Origin of the sequence: Pseudomonas sp. LAP_36, from assembly GCF_019456785.1 — a bacterium.
GTDB classification, from domain to species: domain Bacteria; phylum Pseudomonadota; class Gammaproteobacteria; order Pseudomonadales; family Pseudomonadaceae; genus Aquipseudomonas; species Aquipseudomonas tritici.
In genome coordinates this window covers 284,744-299,492 of the sequence record NZ_JAHZMS010000005.1, presented here as the reverse complement: position 1 = coordinate 299,492, position 14,749 = coordinate 284,744, and the positions used below count along the sequence as shown (strand labels likewise).

16 protein-coding genes are annotated in these 14,749 nt (G+C 59.4%); all 16 read left to right on the top strand.

All coding sequences use genetic code 11. From position 1 onward, the window contains the following. Window positions 1–25 precede the first annotated feature (25 nt). The 16 genes from iscA to JBO08_RS18425 all read left to right on the top strand — a co-directional run bounded on the left by iscA (window position 26) and on the right by JBO08_RS18425 (window position 14,714). A complete protein-coding gene (iscA, locus tag JBO08_RS18500) occupies window positions 26–349 on the top strand; it encodes an iron-sulfur cluster assembly protein IscA (RefSeq protein ID WP_003175963.1) in 324 nt (107 codons plus the stop codon). Between the two features lie 8 nt (window positions 350–357). Further along, on the top strand, window positions 358–879 hold the full coding sequence (gene hscB, locus JBO08_RS18495) for a co-chaperone HscB (RefSeq protein WP_065874524.1): 522 nt from the start codon (window positions 358–360) through the stop codon (window positions 877–879). Window positions 880–930: 51 nt separating this feature from the next. After that, entirely contained in the window at window positions 931–2,793 is a 1,863-nt protein-coding gene (hscA, locus tag JBO08_RS18490; protein ID WP_220074402.1) for a Fe-S protein assembly chaperone HscA, read from the top strand. 3 nt (window positions 2,794–2,796) lie between these two features. Beyond that, entirely contained in the window at window positions 2,797–3,138 is a 342-nt protein-coding gene (gene fdx / locus JBO08_RS18485) for an ISC system 2Fe-2S type ferredoxin (RefSeq protein WP_015885743.1), read from the top strand. A 14-nt stretch (window positions 3,139–3,152) separates the two neighbouring features. Then, entirely contained in the window at window positions 3,153–3,353 is a 201-nt protein-coding gene (gene iscX / locus JBO08_RS18480; RefSeq protein ID WP_032879605.1) for a Fe-S cluster assembly protein IscX, read from the top strand. Window positions 3,354–3,445: 92 nt separating this feature from the next. Beyond that, complete coding sequence (gene ndk, locus JBO08_RS18475; protein WP_003175956.1) at window positions 3,446–3,871, top strand: nucleoside-diphosphate kinase; 426 nt, start codon at window positions 3,446–3,448, stop codon at window positions 3,869–3,871. Window positions 3,872–3,900: 29 nt separating this feature from the next. Then, complete coding sequence (gene rlmN / locus JBO08_RS18470) at window positions 3,901–5,049, top strand: 23S rRNA (adenine(2503)-C(2))-methyltransferase RlmN (RefSeq protein WP_049711635.1); 1,149 nt, start codon at window positions 3,901–3,903, stop codon at window positions 5,047–5,049. Window positions 5,050–5,061: 12 nt separating this feature from the next. Further along, window positions 5,062–5,820 carry a type IV pilus biogenesis/stability protein PilW gene (gene pilW / locus JBO08_RS18465; RefSeq protein ID WP_065874527.1) on the top strand — a complete coding sequence of 253 codons (759 nt, stop codon included), beginning with the start codon at window positions 5,062–5,064 and terminating at the stop codon, window positions 5,818–5,820. Next, complete coding sequence (locus JBO08_RS18460; RefSeq protein ID WP_220074401.1) at window positions 5,820–6,815, top strand: RodZ family helix-turn-helix domain-containing protein; 996 nt, start codon at window positions 5,820–5,822, stop codon at window positions 6,813–6,815. The genes pilW and JBO08_RS18460 overlap by 1 nt, the downstream gene beginning before the upstream one ends. A gap of 2 nt (window positions 6,816–6,817) precedes the next feature. After that, on the top strand, window positions 6,818–7,927 hold the full coding sequence (gene ispG, locus JBO08_RS18455) for a flavodoxin-dependent (E)-4-hydroxy-3-methylbut-2-enyl-diphosphate synthase (RefSeq protein ID WP_017736818.1): 1,110 nt from the start codon (window positions 6,818–6,820) through the stop codon (window positions 7,925–7,927). A 23-nt stretch (window positions 7,928–7,950) separates the two neighbouring features. Beyond that, window positions 7,951–9,240 carry a histidine--tRNA ligase gene (gene hisS, locus JBO08_RS18450; RefSeq protein WP_049711638.1) on the top strand — a complete coding sequence of 430 codons (1,290 nt, stop codon included), beginning with the start codon at window positions 7,951–7,953 and terminating at the stop codon, window positions 9,238–9,240. A gap of 41 nt (window positions 9,241–9,281) precedes the next feature. Then, window positions 9,282–9,923 carry a YfgM family protein gene (locus tag JBO08_RS18445; RefSeq protein ID WP_065874529.1) on the top strand — a complete coding sequence of 214 codons (642 nt, stop codon included), beginning with the start codon at window positions 9,282–9,284 and terminating at the stop codon, window positions 9,921–9,923. Then, a complete protein-coding gene (gene bamB, locus JBO08_RS18440; protein ID WP_049711640.1) occupies window positions 9,916–11,067 on the top strand; it encodes an outer membrane protein assembly factor BamB in 1,152 nt (383 codons plus the stop codon). Before JBO08_RS18445 ends, bamB begins: the two co-directional genes overlap by 8 nt. Window positions 11,068–11,201: 134 nt before the next feature. Continuing rightward, complete coding sequence (der, locus tag JBO08_RS18435; protein ID WP_049711641.1) at window positions 11,202–12,671, top strand: ribosome biogenesis GTPase Der; 1,470 nt, start codon at window positions 11,202–11,204, stop codon at window positions 12,669–12,671. A 115-nt stretch (window positions 12,672–12,786) separates the two neighbouring features. After that, the gene (locus tag JBO08_RS18430) at window positions 12,787–13,935 is read left to right on the top strand and encodes a pyridoxal phosphate-dependent aminotransferase (RefSeq protein ID WP_065874530.1); all 1,149 of its coding nucleotides are present in this window, start codon (window positions 12,787–12,789) and stop codon (window positions 13,933–13,935) included. Continuing rightward, a complete protein-coding gene (locus JBO08_RS18425; protein WP_065874531.1) occupies window positions 13,923–14,714 on the top strand; it encodes an amidohydrolase in 792 nt (263 codons plus the stop codon). The genes JBO08_RS18430 and JBO08_RS18425 overlap by 13 nt, the downstream gene beginning before the upstream one ends. The last annotated feature ends 35 nt before the right edge of the window (window positions 14,715–14,749 follow it).

The window sequence follows — 14,749 nt, the reverse complement described above, 5'->3', positions numbered from 1 at the left end:
TTTGGCGACAGGTAAGGAGTCAACGATGGCTATCAGCATGACAGAAGCGGCTGCGCAGCACATTCGCCGCTCCCTGAATGGGCGCGGTAAAGGTGAGGGGATTCGTCTGGGTGTTCGCACCACGGGCTGTTCCGGCCTTGCCTACGTGCTGGAGTTTGTCGACGAGGTGGTTGCGGAAGACCAGGTGTTCGAAAGTCACGGCGAGAAAGTGATCATCGACCCTAAAAGCCTGACCTACCTGGACGGCACCGAACTCGATTTCGTCAAGGAAGGGTTGAACGAAGGCTTCAAGTTCAACAACCCCAACGTACGCGGTGAATGTGGCTGCGGCGAAAGCTTCAACATCTGAGGCTATTCGTGGGCACTCCTTGTCATTTCGCTTTATTCGAGCTGCAGCCGAGCTTTCGGCTGGACCTCGAGCAGCTTGCCACGCGCTACCGAGAACTGGCGCGTGGAGTGCATCCGGACCGCTTCGCTGACGCTTCCGAGCGTGAGCAACGCCTGGCGCTGGAGAAATCGGCCAGCCTCAATGAGGCCTATCAGACGCTGAAAAACCCGCCCAAACGTGCGCGCTATCTGCTCGCAATGAATGGTGGCGAGGTGCCGATTGAAGTCACGGTGCACGACCCGGACTTCCTCATGCAGCAGATGCAGTGGCGCGAAGAACTCGAAGACTTGCAGGACGAAGCCGATGTGGCGGGTGTCGCAGTCTTCAAACGTCGTCTGAAAGCGGCCCAGGATGAGCTCAACGAAAGCTTCGCAGCTTGTTGGAATGATGCAGCGCAACGCGAACAGGCCGAACGCCTGATGCGGCGCATGCAGTTCCTCGACAAGCTCTCCTACGAAGTGCGCCAGCTAGAAGAGCGCCTCGACGATTAACCCAGTGCTGCCCGTGATGCACGCCTGATAGACAGATAAGACCTGATTACCATGGCCCTACTGCAAATCGCCGAACCCGGCCAAAGCCCCCAACCGCACCAGCGTCGCCTGGCGGTCGGTATTGACCTGGGCACTACCAATTCTCTGGTTGCTGCCTTGCGCAGCGGCCTGTCCGAACCGTTGCCCGACGCCGATGGCCAGGTGATCCTGCCGTCTGCCGTGCGTTACCACGCTGATCGCACCGAAGTCGGTGAGTCGGCCAGATTGGCAGCGTCTACCGATCCTTTGAACACTGTGCTGTCGGTCAAGCGCTTGATGGGTCGTGGGCTGTCCGACGTCAAGCAACTGGGCGACCAACTGCCGTACCGCTTTATCGGCGGCGAATCCCATATGCCGTTTATCGATACCGTCCAGGGCCCGAAAAGCCCGGTGGAAGTGTCGGCCGATATTCTCAAGGTGCTGCGCCAGCGTGCAGAAACCACCTTGGGCGGCGAACTGGTAGGGGCTGTGATCACCGTGCCGGCGTATTTCGATGACGCCCAGCGCCAGGCGACCAAGGACGCGGCGAAACTCGCCGGCCTGAACGTGTTGCGCCTGCTCAACGAGCCGACCGCAGCCGCTGTGGCTTACGGTTTGGACCAGCATGCCGAAGGCCTGGTCGCGATTTACGATCTGGGCGGCGGTACCTTTGATATTTCGATCCTGCGCCTGACCGGCGGTGTTTTTGAAGTGCTGGCCACCGGTGGTGACACCGCCTTGGGTGGCGATGACTTCGATCACGCCATCGCGGGCTGGATCATCAGCAGTGCCGGCTTGTCTGCCGACCTCGACCCGGGCGAACAGCGCAACCTGTTGCAAACTGCCTGTGCCGCCAAGGAAGCGCTGACGGAGGCTGCATCCGTTGAAGTGTCCTACGGCACTTGGTCGGCCCAGCTGACGCGCGAAGCCTTCGATTCGTTGATCGAGCCGATGGTCGCTCGTAGCCTCAAGGCCTGCCGCCGCGCTGTGCGTGATTCCGGTGTCGAGCTGGAAGATGTCGGTGCCGTGGTCATGGTTGGCGGTTCTACCCGCGTGCCACGTGTTCGCGACGCTGTCGCCGAGGCCTTTGGTCGCCAACCGCTGACCGAAATCGATCCGGATCAAGTGGTCGCCATTGGCGCTGCAATCCAGGCCGATACCCTGGCCGGCAACAAACGTGATGGTGGCGAACTGCTTCTGCTTGACGTGATTCCACTGTCCCTGGGGCTGGAAACCATGGGCGGCCTGATGGAGAAGGTGATCCCACGCAACACCACCATCCCCGTCGCCCGCGCCCAAGACTTCACTACTTACAAAGATGGCCAGACGGCCATGATGATTCATGTGCTGCAAGGCGAACGCGAGCTGATCAGCGATTGCCGCTCCCTGGCGCGCTTTGAGTTGCGCGGCATTCCGGCGATGGTGGCCGGTGCCGCGAAGATCCGCGTGACCTACCAGGTCGACGCCGATGGCCTGCTCAGTGTCGCTGCGCGCGAATTGGCTTCGGGGGTTGAAGCCAGCATCCAGGTCAAGCCGTCCTACGGCCTCACCGACGGCGAAATCGCCAAGATGCTCAAGGATTCGTTCCAATACGCCGGTGACGACAAGGTCGCCCGCGTACTGCGTGAGCAGCAAGTCGATGCCCAGCGCCTGCTCGAAGCCGTGCAGGGTGCCCTGGATGCGGACGGCGAGCGCCTGCTGGACGCCGAAGAGCGCATGGTTATCGACCTGCAGATGCAGGAGCTGGCCGAACTGATGAAAGGCACCGATGGCTACGCCATCGAGCAACAGACCAAGCGTCTGTCGCAAGTGACCGATGCCTTTGCCGCCCGCCGTATGGACCAGTCGGTAAAAGCCGCCCTGGCGGGGCGCAACCTGAATGAACTCGAGGAATAATTAATGCCGCAGGTCATTTTTCTGCCACACGCCGAGCATTGCCCGGACGGCATGGTCGTGGAGGCTGAGACCGGCAAGTCCATCCTCGAAGTTGCCCATGACAACCACATCGAAATCGAAAGCGCCTGCGGCGGTGTGTGCGCCTGCACCACTTGTCATTGCGTCATTCGCGAGGGCTTCAACAGCCTTGAAGAGGCTGATGAGCTGGAAGAGGACTTTCTTGATCGTGCGTGGGGCCTGGAAGCGACTTCGCGTCTAAGCTGTCAGGCAAAGGTCGGGACGGAAGACATCACCGTCGAAATTCCGAAGTATTCCCTCAACCATGCAGCCGAAGCGCCGCATTGATTCAAGGAAATGTCATGAGCCTGAAATGGGTTGATGTACAAGAAATCGCTATACAACTTGCTGAAGCTCATCCTGAGGTCAATCCTCTTACGGTCAACTTCGTCAAGCTGCGCAATCTGGTAATGGCGCTGCCGGACTTCGACGACATCCCTGACCGGGGTGGCGAAAAGGTCCTGGAGGCGATTCAAGGCCTGTGGATCGAAGAAGCAGACTGAGCCGCCTTTTTACGCAGTTAGGCAATACCCAATAACCCGCGTATAATTCGCGGGTTTAATTTTTCGTAAATTACCGTTTCTGGAGTTACACCATGGCTGTTCAACGTACTTTCTCCATCATCAAGCCTGACGCTGTTGCAAAAAACGTCATCGGCGAGATCACCACTCGTTTCGAAAAAGCCGGCCTGAAGGTTGTAGCTTCGAAACTCAAGCAACTGTCCAAAGCTGAAGCTGAAGGCTTCTACGCTGAGCACAGCGCTCGTGGCTTCTTCGGCGACCTGGTTGCCTTCATGATCTCCGGTCCTGTTGTTGTTCAGGTTCTGGAAGGCGAAAACGCTATCGCTCTGAACCGCGAGCTGATGGGCGCTACCAACCCTAAAGAAGCTGCTGCCGGCACCATCCGCGCTGACTTTGCTGAATCCATCGACGCCAACGCTGTACACGGTTCGGACTCCGAAGCCGCTGCTGCCCGCGAAATCTCGTATTTTTTCGCTGCTACTGAAGTAACCGCTCGCTAAGCATTGGCTTAAAGAGTGAGGGTGAATCCATGACGACATCGACTGTTAAAACCAACCTGCTGGGTCTGACTCAGCCGGAAATGGAGAAATTCTTCGACTCAATCGGGGAGAAGCGCTTCCGTGCCGGTCAGGTAATGAAATGGATTCACCACTTTGGCGTCGACGATTTCGACGCCATGACGAACGTCAGCAAGGCCCTGCGCGACAAGCTCAAAGCCATCGCTGAGGTCCGTGGTCCCGAGGTTGTCAGCGAGGACATCTCCACCGACGGCACCCGTAAATGGGTGGTGCGTGTGGCGTCCGGCAGTTGCGTCGAGACCGTGTACATTCCCCAGGGCAAACGTGGCACTTTGTGCGTTTCGTCCCAGGCAGGCTGTGCCCTGGACTGCAGTTTCTGCTCCACCGGCAAGCAAGGCTTCAATAGCAACCTCACCGCCGCCGAAGTCATCGGTCAGGTGTGGATTGCCAACAAATCCTTTGGCAGCGTCCCGGCGACCGTCGACCGTGCCATCACCAACGTGGTGATGATGGGCATGGGTGAGCCGCTGCTGAACTTCGACAACGTGATCGCGGCCATGCACCTGATGATGGACGACCTGGGCTACGGCATCTCCAAGCGCCGTGTGACCCTGTCGACCTCCGGCGTGGTGCCGATGATCGATGAGTTGGCCAAGCACATCGACGTCTCCCTGGCGTTGTCGCTGCACGCACCGAATGACGCATTGCGTAACCAATTGGTGCCAATCAACAAGAAGTATCCGCTTAAGATGCTGCTCGAATCTTGCCAGCGCTACATGGCAACTTTGGGCGAGAAGCGCGTGTTGACTATTGAGTACACCATGCTCAAGGACATCAACGACAAGGTTGAACACGCGGTCGAGATGATCGAACTGCTCAAGAACACCCCGTGCAAGATCAACCTGATTCCGTTTAACCCGTTTCCCCATTCTGGCTACGAGCGGCCGAGCAACAACGCCATCCGCCGTTTCCAGGATCAACTGCATCAGGCCGGTTACAACGTCACCGTGCGCACCACCCGTGGTGAAGACATCGACGCCGCCTGTGGCCAATTGGTAGGGCAGGTGATGGACCGCACCCGCCGCAGCGAACGTTATATCGCCGGACGCGAACTGAACGCCGCCGACGATTTGCCGCTGATTGCTGTGAATCGAATCTGAGAGAGGATCTCTATGCCCTTGCGCCTTGCGCTGCTTTTGCTGGTTACCGGTCTCGCGGCCGGTTGTGTTTCATCGGGTTATGACAGCCCTATGCACACGGGTAAAGGCCGTGATGAGGCGCGAGTTGCCTATGTGCAATTGGGCTTGGGTTACCTGCAGCAAGGCATGAGCGAGCAGGCCAAGGTGCCGTTGAAGAAGGCCCTTGAGCTGGACAGCGACGATGCTGACGCCAATGGCGCGCTGGCACTGGTGTTCCAGGCCCAGGCCGAGCCTGAACTGGCTGAGCAGTATTTCCTCAAGGCACTCGCCTCAAAACCTGCAGGCCCGCGGCTGCTGAACAATTACGGCAGCTTTCTGTTTGCGCAGAAACGTTATGACCAGGCCGCTCGTTATTTTCAGCAAGCCAGCGCCGATACCCTTTATCCTGAGCGTTCGCGGGTGTTCGAGAACCTCGGGGTGACCTCCATGCGTCTCGGTCAACGCGACAGCGCCCGCCAACAACTGGAAAAAGCCCTGCATTTGAACGGTCGCCAGCCTCGGGCGTTGCTCGAAATGGCTGAGTTGTCCTACGAAGACAGGCATTATGTGCCGGCACGTGACTATTACGAGCGTTTTAGCCTGCTCAGCGGGCAAAATGCACGTAGTCTATTGCTCGGTGTGCGCCTGGCGACGGTTCATGAAGAACGCGACACAGCCGCACGTTTTGGCCAGCAACTCGAACGACTCTATCCCGGTACGCCGGAATATCAGCAATACCTGTCGGAGCAATGATGAAAGCGGCGCACCCGGAAGTTGTAGCAGCTAATCGCGTAAACCCAGGCGACACCTTGCGTCAGGCCCGCGAAAGCAATGGTTGGTCGCTGGCGGAAGTGGCCCTCAAGCTCAATTTGACCACCACGTCCCTTGGCAACCTGGAAGCCGGCGCGTTCGATAAGCTGCCTGGGCATACCTTTGCCCGTGGCTATATCCGTGCCTATGCCAAATTGCTGGGTATTGACCAGGCCATATTGGTCCAGCAATTCGATCAATTCACCGGTACCGACTCCCAAGGCAGCAATGTGCATGGCTTGGGTCGAATCGAAGAGCCAGTGCGGGTTTCCCACACTATTTTGCGAATTGTCAGCCTGTTGTTGCTGGTTGCTGTCATTGGCGGCGGTTTCGTCTGGTGGCAAGACCAGGCCTCCCAGCGCACCAAGGACATGACCAGCAACGCCATGGAGCACGTCGAAGTCGAAAGCGCCGACGGCACCACTCAGATTCATCCGCTGGACGAGCCGGAAGACCAGGCCGTTGTCGAAGGCCAGGCCGCGCCTGAAGCGCCAACTGCCACTGAGCAGCCAGCACCGGAAACCGCGCCTGACGCGACCGCTGCCCTACCGACTCCCGCGACACCGGCTGCACCGGCTCACACGCCGACCGCCCCTGTTGCCCAGGCCCATACCCCGGCCGCTCCTGCGCAGGCGCCAGCGACTCCAGCTCCAGCCGCTACGATTTCGCCGCCCACCACCCCAGCGTTGATCGCCGGTGATGGCCGCGTACAGATCACCTTTGTCGCTGACTGCTGGACGCAACTCACCGATGGTAATGGCAAAGTGCTGTTCAGCGGTCTGAAGCGTAAGGGAGATACGCTTGATCAGGGCGGCAAGCCTCCTTTGACGCTGCGTCTGGGCTTTGCCCGCGGCGCACAAGTGGCCTATAACGGCCAGCCTGTAGACGTGGCGCCGTTCACCAGTGGCGAGACAGCTCGCCTGAAGTTGGGACAATAGTCATGCACGGCGAATCTCCAATCAAACGTCGCGTATCGCGCAAGATCTGGGTCGGCTCGGTGCCGGTGGGTGGCGATGCCCCCATCGCGGTACAAAGCATGACCAACAGCGACACCAATGACGTGGCCGCCACCGTTGCCCAGATTAACCGCCTGGAAGCCGCTGGCGTGGACATTGTGCGGGTGTCCGTGCCGGACATGGACGCTGCCGAAGCTTTCGGTCGCATCAAGCAACTGGTCAAGGTGCCGTTGGTTGCCGACATTCACTTCGACTACAAGATCGCATTGCGCGTAGCCGAGTTGGGTGTGGATTGCCTGCGTATCAACCCGGGCAACATCGGTCGTGAAGACCGTGTTCGCGCTGTGGTTGATGCTGCTCGTGACCGTGGCATTCCGATCCGCATCGGCGTCAACGCCGGTTCCCTGGAAAAAGACCTGCAAAAGAAATACGGCGAGCCCACCCCGGCAGCGCTGGTTGAATCGGCACTGCGCCACGTTGAACACCTTGAACGCCTGAATTTCCAGGACTTCAAGGTCAGCGTAAAGGCCTCCGACGTGTTTATGGCGGTCGAAGCCTACCGCTTGCTGGCTAAGGAAATCGTACAGCCACTGCACTTGGGTATCACTGAAGCGGGCGGTTTACGTTCAGGCACAGTGAAATCTGCGGTGGGTCTCGGTATGCTGCTCGCCGAAGGGATTGGCGATACTATCCGCATCTCCCTGGCGGCAGACCCCGTAGAGGAAGTGAAAGTCGGTTACGACATTCTCAAATCCTTGCGTTTGCGTTCCCGTGGCATCAATTTCATTGCCTGCCCGAGCTGCTCGCGGCAGAACTTCGACGTGGTGAAAACCATGAACGATCTGGAATTGCGCCTCGAAGACCTGCTGGTGCCGCTGGATGTTGCAGTGATCGGTTGCGTGGTGAACGGGCCAGGCGAAGCCAAGGAAGCCCATGTGGGCCTGACTGGCGGTACCCCGAACCTGATCTACATCGACGGCAAGCCGGCGCAGAAGTTAACGAATGACAATCTGGTGGATGAGCTCGAAAGGCTGATCCGCCAGAAAGCGGCCGAAAAGGTTGCAGCTGACGCAGCGCTGATCGCGCGCGGCTGATTGAACGAATTTAAGGATTTGATGTGAGCAAGTCTCTGCAAGCCATTCGTGGCATGAACGACATCCTGCCGGAGCAGACGCCGCTGTGGCGCTACTTCGAAAGCACTGTCGCGCGCCTGCTGGATAACTACGGTTACAAGCAGATCCGCATGCCGATCGTCGAGTTCACCGAGCTGTTCAAGCGCTCCATCGGTGAAGTGACTGACATCGTCGAAAAAGAGATGTACACCTTCGAAGACCGCAACGGTGACTCCCTGACCTTGCGTCCGGAAGGTACTGCCGCGTGCGTGCGCGCCGTGCTTGAGCATGGTCTCACCGGTGCTGGCCAGCCGCAGAAGTTGTGGTACATCGGCCCGATGTTCCGCCACGAGCGTCCGCAAAAAGGCCGTTATCGCCAGTTCCACCAGATCGGCCTGGAAGTGTTCAACATCGATGGCCCAGACATTGATGCCGAGCTGATCGTATTGACCTGGCGCCTGTGGGGCCTGCTGGGCATCCGCGACGCGGTCAAGCTTGAGCTCAACAGCCTGGGCACCAGCGAATCCCGCGGCCGCTACAAGGTGGCCCTGGTCGAGTACCTGTCTGCCCACCTGGACAAGTTGGATGAAGACAGCCAGCGCCGCCTGAAGACCAACCCGCTGCGCGTACTGGACACCAAGAACGCCGATACCCAGGCCGTATTGGTCAATGCGCCGAAAATGGCCGATTACCTGGACGACGAATCCCGTATCCACTTCGAGGGCCTCAAGGCTCGCCTGGATGCGGCCGGTATTCCGTTCGTGATCAACACCAAGCTGGTGCGCGGCCTCGACTACTACAGCAAGACCGTGTTCGAGTGGGTCACCGACAAGCTCGGCGCCCAGGGCACCGTGTGTGCCGGTGGCCGCTACGACGGCCTGGTCGAGCAGATGGGCGGCAAGCCGACCACGGGTGTGGGCTTCGCCATGGGCATCGAGCGGCTGATCCTGCTGCTGGAAACCCTGGAGCAAGTCCCTGAAGAAATTTCCCGTCAGGTGGACGTGTACCTCTGCGCCTTTGGCGAGGCTGCCGAACTGGCGGCCCTGGCCCTGAGCGAAAAAGTGCGCGACCAACTGCCGAACCTGCGCCTGCAGGTCAATGCCGGCGCTGGTAGCTTCAAGAGCCAGTTCAAGAAGGCCGACAAGAGCGGTGCGCTGTATGCACTGATCCTCGGCGATGACGAATTGGCCCAGCAAGTGATAGGTTTTAAACCCCTGCGTGGCCAGGGCGAGCAACAGAACATTGCCTTTGATGCGCTCGCTGCGCACTTGGCCACCTGCGTCGTGCAGGGTTGAAGCTGTCGAACAGCCGAATTTAGCGATTAAGGAGTATTGGGGTGTCGAGTTCTGATGATGATCAACTGGCCGAGTTCAAGGACTGGTGGCAGCGTAATGGCAAGCCCCTGGTTACAGGCGGTCTGCTGGCTTTAGTAGTGGTGTTCGGCTGGCAAGCCTGGACCAAATATCAGGCCAACCAGTCCCAAGGCGCCTCGATCCTCTATCAGCAATTGCTGGAAACCACGCTGACGCCAGATGGCAAGCCGGACCCCGCGCAGGTCGCTGACCTGGCCGGCAAGCTGAAGAACGAATTCGGCGGTAGCACCTACGCCCAATACGGCAGCCTGTTCGTCGCGAAAGTTGCGGTCGACACCGGCAAGCTGGACGACGCCGCCGCAGAACTGAAGGCTGTCGCCGACAAGCCGACCAACCCGACCCTGGGTGAAATCGCACGTCAGCGCCTGGCTCAGGTACTCGCGGCACAGAATAAGGCTGACGAAGCACTCAAACTGCTCGACGGCGATGCTGACAAGGCATTTGTAGCCACTCGCGAAGAGCTCAAGGGCGACCTGTTGGTCCAATTGGGTCGTACCGACGAAGCCAATGCTGCGTACAAAAAAGCCAAGGCGGCGCTGTCTGATGAAGCGGCGGTCGGTGGCTTACAAATCAAGCTGGACGACTTGGCCAAAGGGGATGCGTGACGTGATCCGTTGGAAACATGCAGCATTGCTGGCTCTGGCCGTTCTGGCCGCGGGTTGCAGCAGCAACAGTAAAAAAGAACTGCCTCCTGCCGAGCTGACCAGCTTCAAGGAAGAAGTGGTCCTGCAAAAGCAGTGGAGCCGCTCCATTGGTGACGGTCAGGGCGACACCTACAACATGTTGGTACCGGCAATCGACGGTGACAACATTGTGGCCGCTGACGTGACTGGCGTTGTGACCTCCATGGACCGCATGAACGGCGACGTGAAGTGGTCCAAGGATCTCGAATTGCCTGTCTCCGGCGCCGTAGGCGTGGGTTATGGCATGGTGATGCTCGGCACGCTCAAGGGCGAAGTCGTGGCGCTGGATTCCAGCACCGGTGAAGAGAAATGGCGCGCTCGCGTGACCAGTGAAGTACTCGCACCGCCTGCTACCAACGGCGATATCGTCGTGGTACAGACGCAGGACGACCGCGTCATCGGCCTCGACGCCAGCACTGGCGAACAGCGTTGGTTGTACGACAGCACCCCTGCGGTACTGACGTTGCGTGGTACCAGTGGTCCGATTGTGACCAACAATCTGGCCGTTGCGGGCCTGTCGACCGGTAAAGTGGTCGCCCTGAACACTCAGAACGGCGTGCCGGCCTGGGAAACCCGTGTGGCCATTCCGCAAGGTCGTTCCGAGCTGGACCGCGTAGTGGACATCGACGGCGGCTTGCTGTTGTCCGGTGAAACCCTCTATGTCGCCACTTACCAGGGCCGTGTTGCCGCACTGGACCTGCAGAGCGGCCGCGTTAACTGGCAGCGTGATGCTTCCAGCTACGCAGGTGTCGCCCAAGGGTTTGGCAGCGTCTACGTAAGCCTGGCGTCCGGCACCGTTGAAAGTGTCGACGAGCGTTCCACCACTGCACTCTGGAGCAACGACTCCCTGGCTCGCCGCCAACTGTCGGCCCCGGAAGTGTTCTCCAGCTACGTCGCGGTGGGTGACTTCGAAGGCTACCTGCACCTGCTGAGCCAGGTGGACGGTCGCTTCGTAGGTCGCGAGCGTATCGACAGCGACGGCCTGCGTGCGCGTCCGCTGGTGGTGGGTAACATGCTTTATGTGTATGGCAACAGCGGCAAGCTGGAAGCCCTGACCATCAAGTAAGAACTATGCTTGGGGTAACACCCAGGCGGCCTCGCTTCGGCGAGGCATGCGGCATCTGATGATGCTGCCCCGAGCACCAGCCGCTGCCTTGCAGCGGCTTTTGTATTTTCTGAAATAACGAAGTGGAGAGCCGCATGGTTCCCGTAATCGCCCTGGTGGGCCGACCTAACGTCGGCAAGTCCACCTTGTTCAATCGCCTGACCAGGACTCGCGACGCCATCGTCGGCGACTTGTCCGGTCTGACCCGTGATCGCCAATACGGTGAGGCAAAGTGGCAAGGGCGCTCCTACATTATTGTCGACACCGGTGGTATCTCCGGTGACGAACATGGCATGGACGAAAAGATGGCCGAGCAGTCGCTGCTGGCCATTGAAGAAGCTGATGTCGTGTTGTTCCTGGTGGACGCCCGTGCGGGCTACACCGCTGCTGACCAGATGATTGGCGAGCACCTGCGCAAGCGCAACAAGCGTTCCTATCTGGTCGCTAACAAGATCGACAACATCGATCCTGAGCAGGCCCGTGCCGAATTCAGCCCGATGGGCCTGGGCGACGCGATCCCGGTCGCCGGTGCTCACGGTCGCGGCATCACCCAGATGCTGGAAATTGCCCTTAGCACTTTCCCAAAGGATGACGCTGAGGAAGAAGAGGGTGAAGAAGAGATCGTCGCCGAAGGTGAGGAAGCCAAGCGCATTCCTGGCCCGAGTGAAAAAGACGGTATCAAGATCGCCATCATCGGTCGCCCTAACGTCGGCAAGTCGACCCTGGTCAACCGCATGCTCGGTGAAGACCGGGTAATCGTCTATGACGAGCCCGGCACCACCCGCGACAGCATCTACATCCCGTTCGAACGTAACGAAGAAAAATACACGCTGATCGACACCGCTGGTGTGCGCAAGCGCGGCAAAATCCACGAGGAAGTTGAAAAGTTCTCGGTGGTGAAAACCCTGCAGGCGATCAAAGACGCCAACGTGGTGATCTTCGTGATGGACGCCCGCGAAGGCGTGGTCGACCACGACCTCAACCTGCTGGGCTTTGCCCTTGAGGCTGGTCGGGCACTGGTGATCGCGATCAACAAGTGGGACGGCATGACGCCGAGCGAGCGCGATTTCGTCAAGATCGAGCTGCAGCGTCGCCTGTTCTTCGTCGAGTTCGCCGATATCCACTTTATCTCGGCACTGCACGGCACCGGCGTGGGTAACCTCTACGCGTCCGTACAGAACTCGTTCAAGTCCGCGGTCACCCGCTGGCCGACCAACCGCCTCACCCAGATCCTGGAAGATGCGGTGGGCGAGCATGCACCGCCGATGGTCAACAACCGCCGGATCAAACTGCGTTACGCCCACTTGGGTGGTGCCAACCCGCCGATTATCGTGATCCACGGTAACCAGATCGAGAAGGTGCCCAAGTCCTATGTGCGTTACCTGGAAAACACCTATCGCCGTGTCTTGAAGCTGGTCGGTACGCCGATCCGTATCGAGTTCAAGGGTGGCGAAAACCCGTACGAAGGTAACAAGAACAGCCTCACCGACCGCCAAGTGAACAAAAAGCGCCGGATGATGACGCACCACAAGAAAGCCGACAAAAAGCGCCGCGACAAGCGCTGACATCGACTTATCAAAAAAGGGCTCTTTACGAGCCCTTTTTTGTGCGCGACGGTTTGTGCCTTGACCCGCTTCAATTGGCAGCTTAAAACTTGGGGCTCACCTGCAGGGGCCTCCGATGATCACCAGCAAGCTGCCAAATGTCGGCACCACCATTTTCACCACCATGTCGCAACTCGCTGCCGAAACCGGTGCGCTCAACCTGTCCCAGGGCTTCCCGGACTTCAACGGTCCCCAAGGTTTGCTCGATGCCGTGGGCAAGCACGTTGCCAGCGGACATAACCAATATTCACCGATGACCGGCCTGCCAGCCTTGCGTCAACAAGTGGCGGCCAAGATCGCCCGCAGCTATGGCGCCACGGTGGATGCCGACAGCGAAGTGACCATCACCCCTGGTGCTACCGCTGCGATCTTCTGCGCAATCCAGGCGGTGATTCGCAGTGGTGATGAAGTCATCGTGTTCGACCCATGCTATGACAGCTATGAGCCCTCGGTCGAACTGGCCGGTGGCCGTTGCGTGCATGTGCAACTGAGCCTGCAAGGCTTTGCTCTCGACGTCGAAAAGATCAAGGCTGCGCTGTCGCCGCGCACGCGCATGATCATCCTCAACACTCCGCACAACCCCACTGGCGCCTTGATCAGCCGCGCCGAGTTGGACCAACTGGCGGCGTTGATCCGCGACCGCGATATCTACCTGGTCAGCGACGAGGTCTACGAACACCTGGTATTCGACGGTGTGCCCCATGTCAGCGTGCTGGCCCACGAAGAGCTGTACCAGCGCGCCTTTGTGGTCAGTTCCTTTGGCAAAACCTACCACGTCACCGGCTGGAAAACCGGCTACGTCGTCGCGCCACCGGCCCTTACCGCCGAACTGCGCAAAGTGCACCAATACGTTAACTTCTGCGGCGTGACGCCGTTGCAGTTCGCATTGGCCGATTTTATGGCCGACCACCCAGAGCACGTCGATGAACTGCCGGCCTTCTACCAGGCCAAGCGCGACCTGTTCTGTGACCTGCTGGCACCGTCGCGTTTCAGCTTTACTCGCGTCACCGGCACCTACTTCCAGTTGGTCGATTACTCACAGATCCGCCCGGACCTGGACGACGTCGCCATGTCCCTCTGGATGACCCGCGAACACGGCGTGGCAACCATCCCTGTCTCGGTGTTCTACCAGACCCCACCCCAAGGCCAGCGCCTGGTGCGCCTGTGCTTTGCCAAACGCGAGGAAACGCTGCAACAAGCAGCCGAAAAACTATGCGTGATCTGAGTGCATTGCCAAACCTGAACATCGCCCTGGTCCAGACCACCCTGGCCTGGCACGACCGCCAGGCCAATCTCGAGCACTTCGAGCTGTTGCTGGAGCAGGCCAAAGGCGCCGACCTGATGGTGTTGCCGGAGATGTTTACCACCGGTTTCTCCATGGAGTCAGCCACGCTGGCGGAACCGGAGAACGGCCCGACCCGTCGATGGCTCCAGGCCCAGGCAGCGAAGTACAACGCAGTGATCACCGGCAGCGTGATCATCCAGGCCGCCGACGGCAGCCACCGCAACCGCCTGCTGTGGGCGCGGCCGGATGGCGAGGTGTTGCATTACGACAAGCGCCACCTGTTCCGCATGGCCGGTGAGCACGATCACTACACCCCCGGCGAGCGGCAGGTGCAGTTTGAGTTGAAGGGTTGGCGTATTCGTCCGTTGATTTGCTACGACCTGCGCTTTCCGGTGTGGAGTCGTGATGCCCAAGATACCGACCTGCTGTTGTACACGGCCAACTGGCCGGGCGCGCGGCGCCAGCATTGGAATCGGTTGTTGCCGGCGCGGGCGATTGAAAACCTGTGCTACGTGGCGGCAGTGAATCGGGTGGGGACGGACGGGAAGGGGTTTGCCTACACCGGGGATAGTCAGGTGTTGGACTTCCAGGGTGAGACCTTGCTGAGTGCGGGGGAGGCGGATGGGGTGTTTCAGGTGTGCCTGGAGGCGGCCGAGCTGGCGGCGTACCGTACGCGGTTTCCGGCGAACCTGGATGCCGATAGCTTTCAGTTTGTCTGAAAGACCGCCATCGTGGGCAAGCCCGCTCCCACATT

What these genes read in the sequence shown, in the direction of transcription:
- iscX (WP_032879605.1), top strand. Translation starts at nt 3,153, where the DNA reads ATGAGCCTGAAATGGGTTGATGTACAAGAAATCGCTATACAACTTGCT.
- fdx (WP_015885743.1), top strand. Translation starts at nt 2,797, where the DNA reads ATGCCGCAGGTCATTTTTCTGCCACACGCCGAGCATTGCCCGGACGGC.
- pilW (WP_065874527.1), top strand. Translation starts at nt 5,062, where the DNA reads ATGCCCTTGCGCCTTGCGCTGCTTTTGCTGGTTACCGGTCTCGCGGCC.
- JBO08_RS18460 (WP_220074401.1), top strand. Translation starts at nt 5,820, where the DNA reads ATGAAAGCGGCGCACCCGGAAGTTGTAGCAGCTAATCGCGTAAACCCA.
- rlmN (WP_049711635.1), top strand. Translation starts at nt 3,901, where the DNA reads ATGACGACATCGACTGTTAAAACCAACCTGCTGGGTCTGACTCAGCCG.
- bamB (WP_049711640.1), top strand. Translation starts at nt 9,916, where the DNA reads ATGCGTGACGTGATCCGTTGGAAACATGCAGCATTGCTGGCTCTGGCC.
- hscA (WP_220074402.1), top strand. Translation starts at nt 931, where the DNA reads ATGGCCCTACTGCAAATCGCCGAACCCGGCCAAAGCCCCCAACCGCAC.
- ndk (WP_003175956.1), top strand. Translation starts at nt 3,446, where the DNA reads ATGGCTGTTCAACGTACTTTCTCCATCATCAAGCCTGACGCTGTTGCA.
- iscA (WP_003175963.1), top strand. Translation starts at nt 26, where the DNA reads ATGGCTATCAGCATGACAGAAGCGGCTGCGCAGCACATTCGCCGCTCC.
- JBO08_RS18425 (WP_065874531.1), top strand. Translation starts at nt 13,923, where the DNA reads ATGCGTGATCTGAGTGCATTGCCAAACCTGAACATCGCCCTGGTCCAG.
- JBO08_RS18430 (WP_065874530.1), top strand. Translation starts at nt 12,787, where the DNA reads ATGATCACCAGCAAGCTGCCAAATGTCGGCACCACCATTTTCACCACC.
- der (WP_049711641.1), top strand. Translation starts at nt 11,202, where the DNA reads ATGGTTCCCGTAATCGCCCTGGTGGGCCGACCTAACGTCGGCAAGTCC.
- ispG (WP_017736818.1), top strand. Translation starts at nt 6,818, where the DNA reads ATGCACGGCGAATCTCCAATCAAACGTCGCGTATCGCGCAAGATCTGG.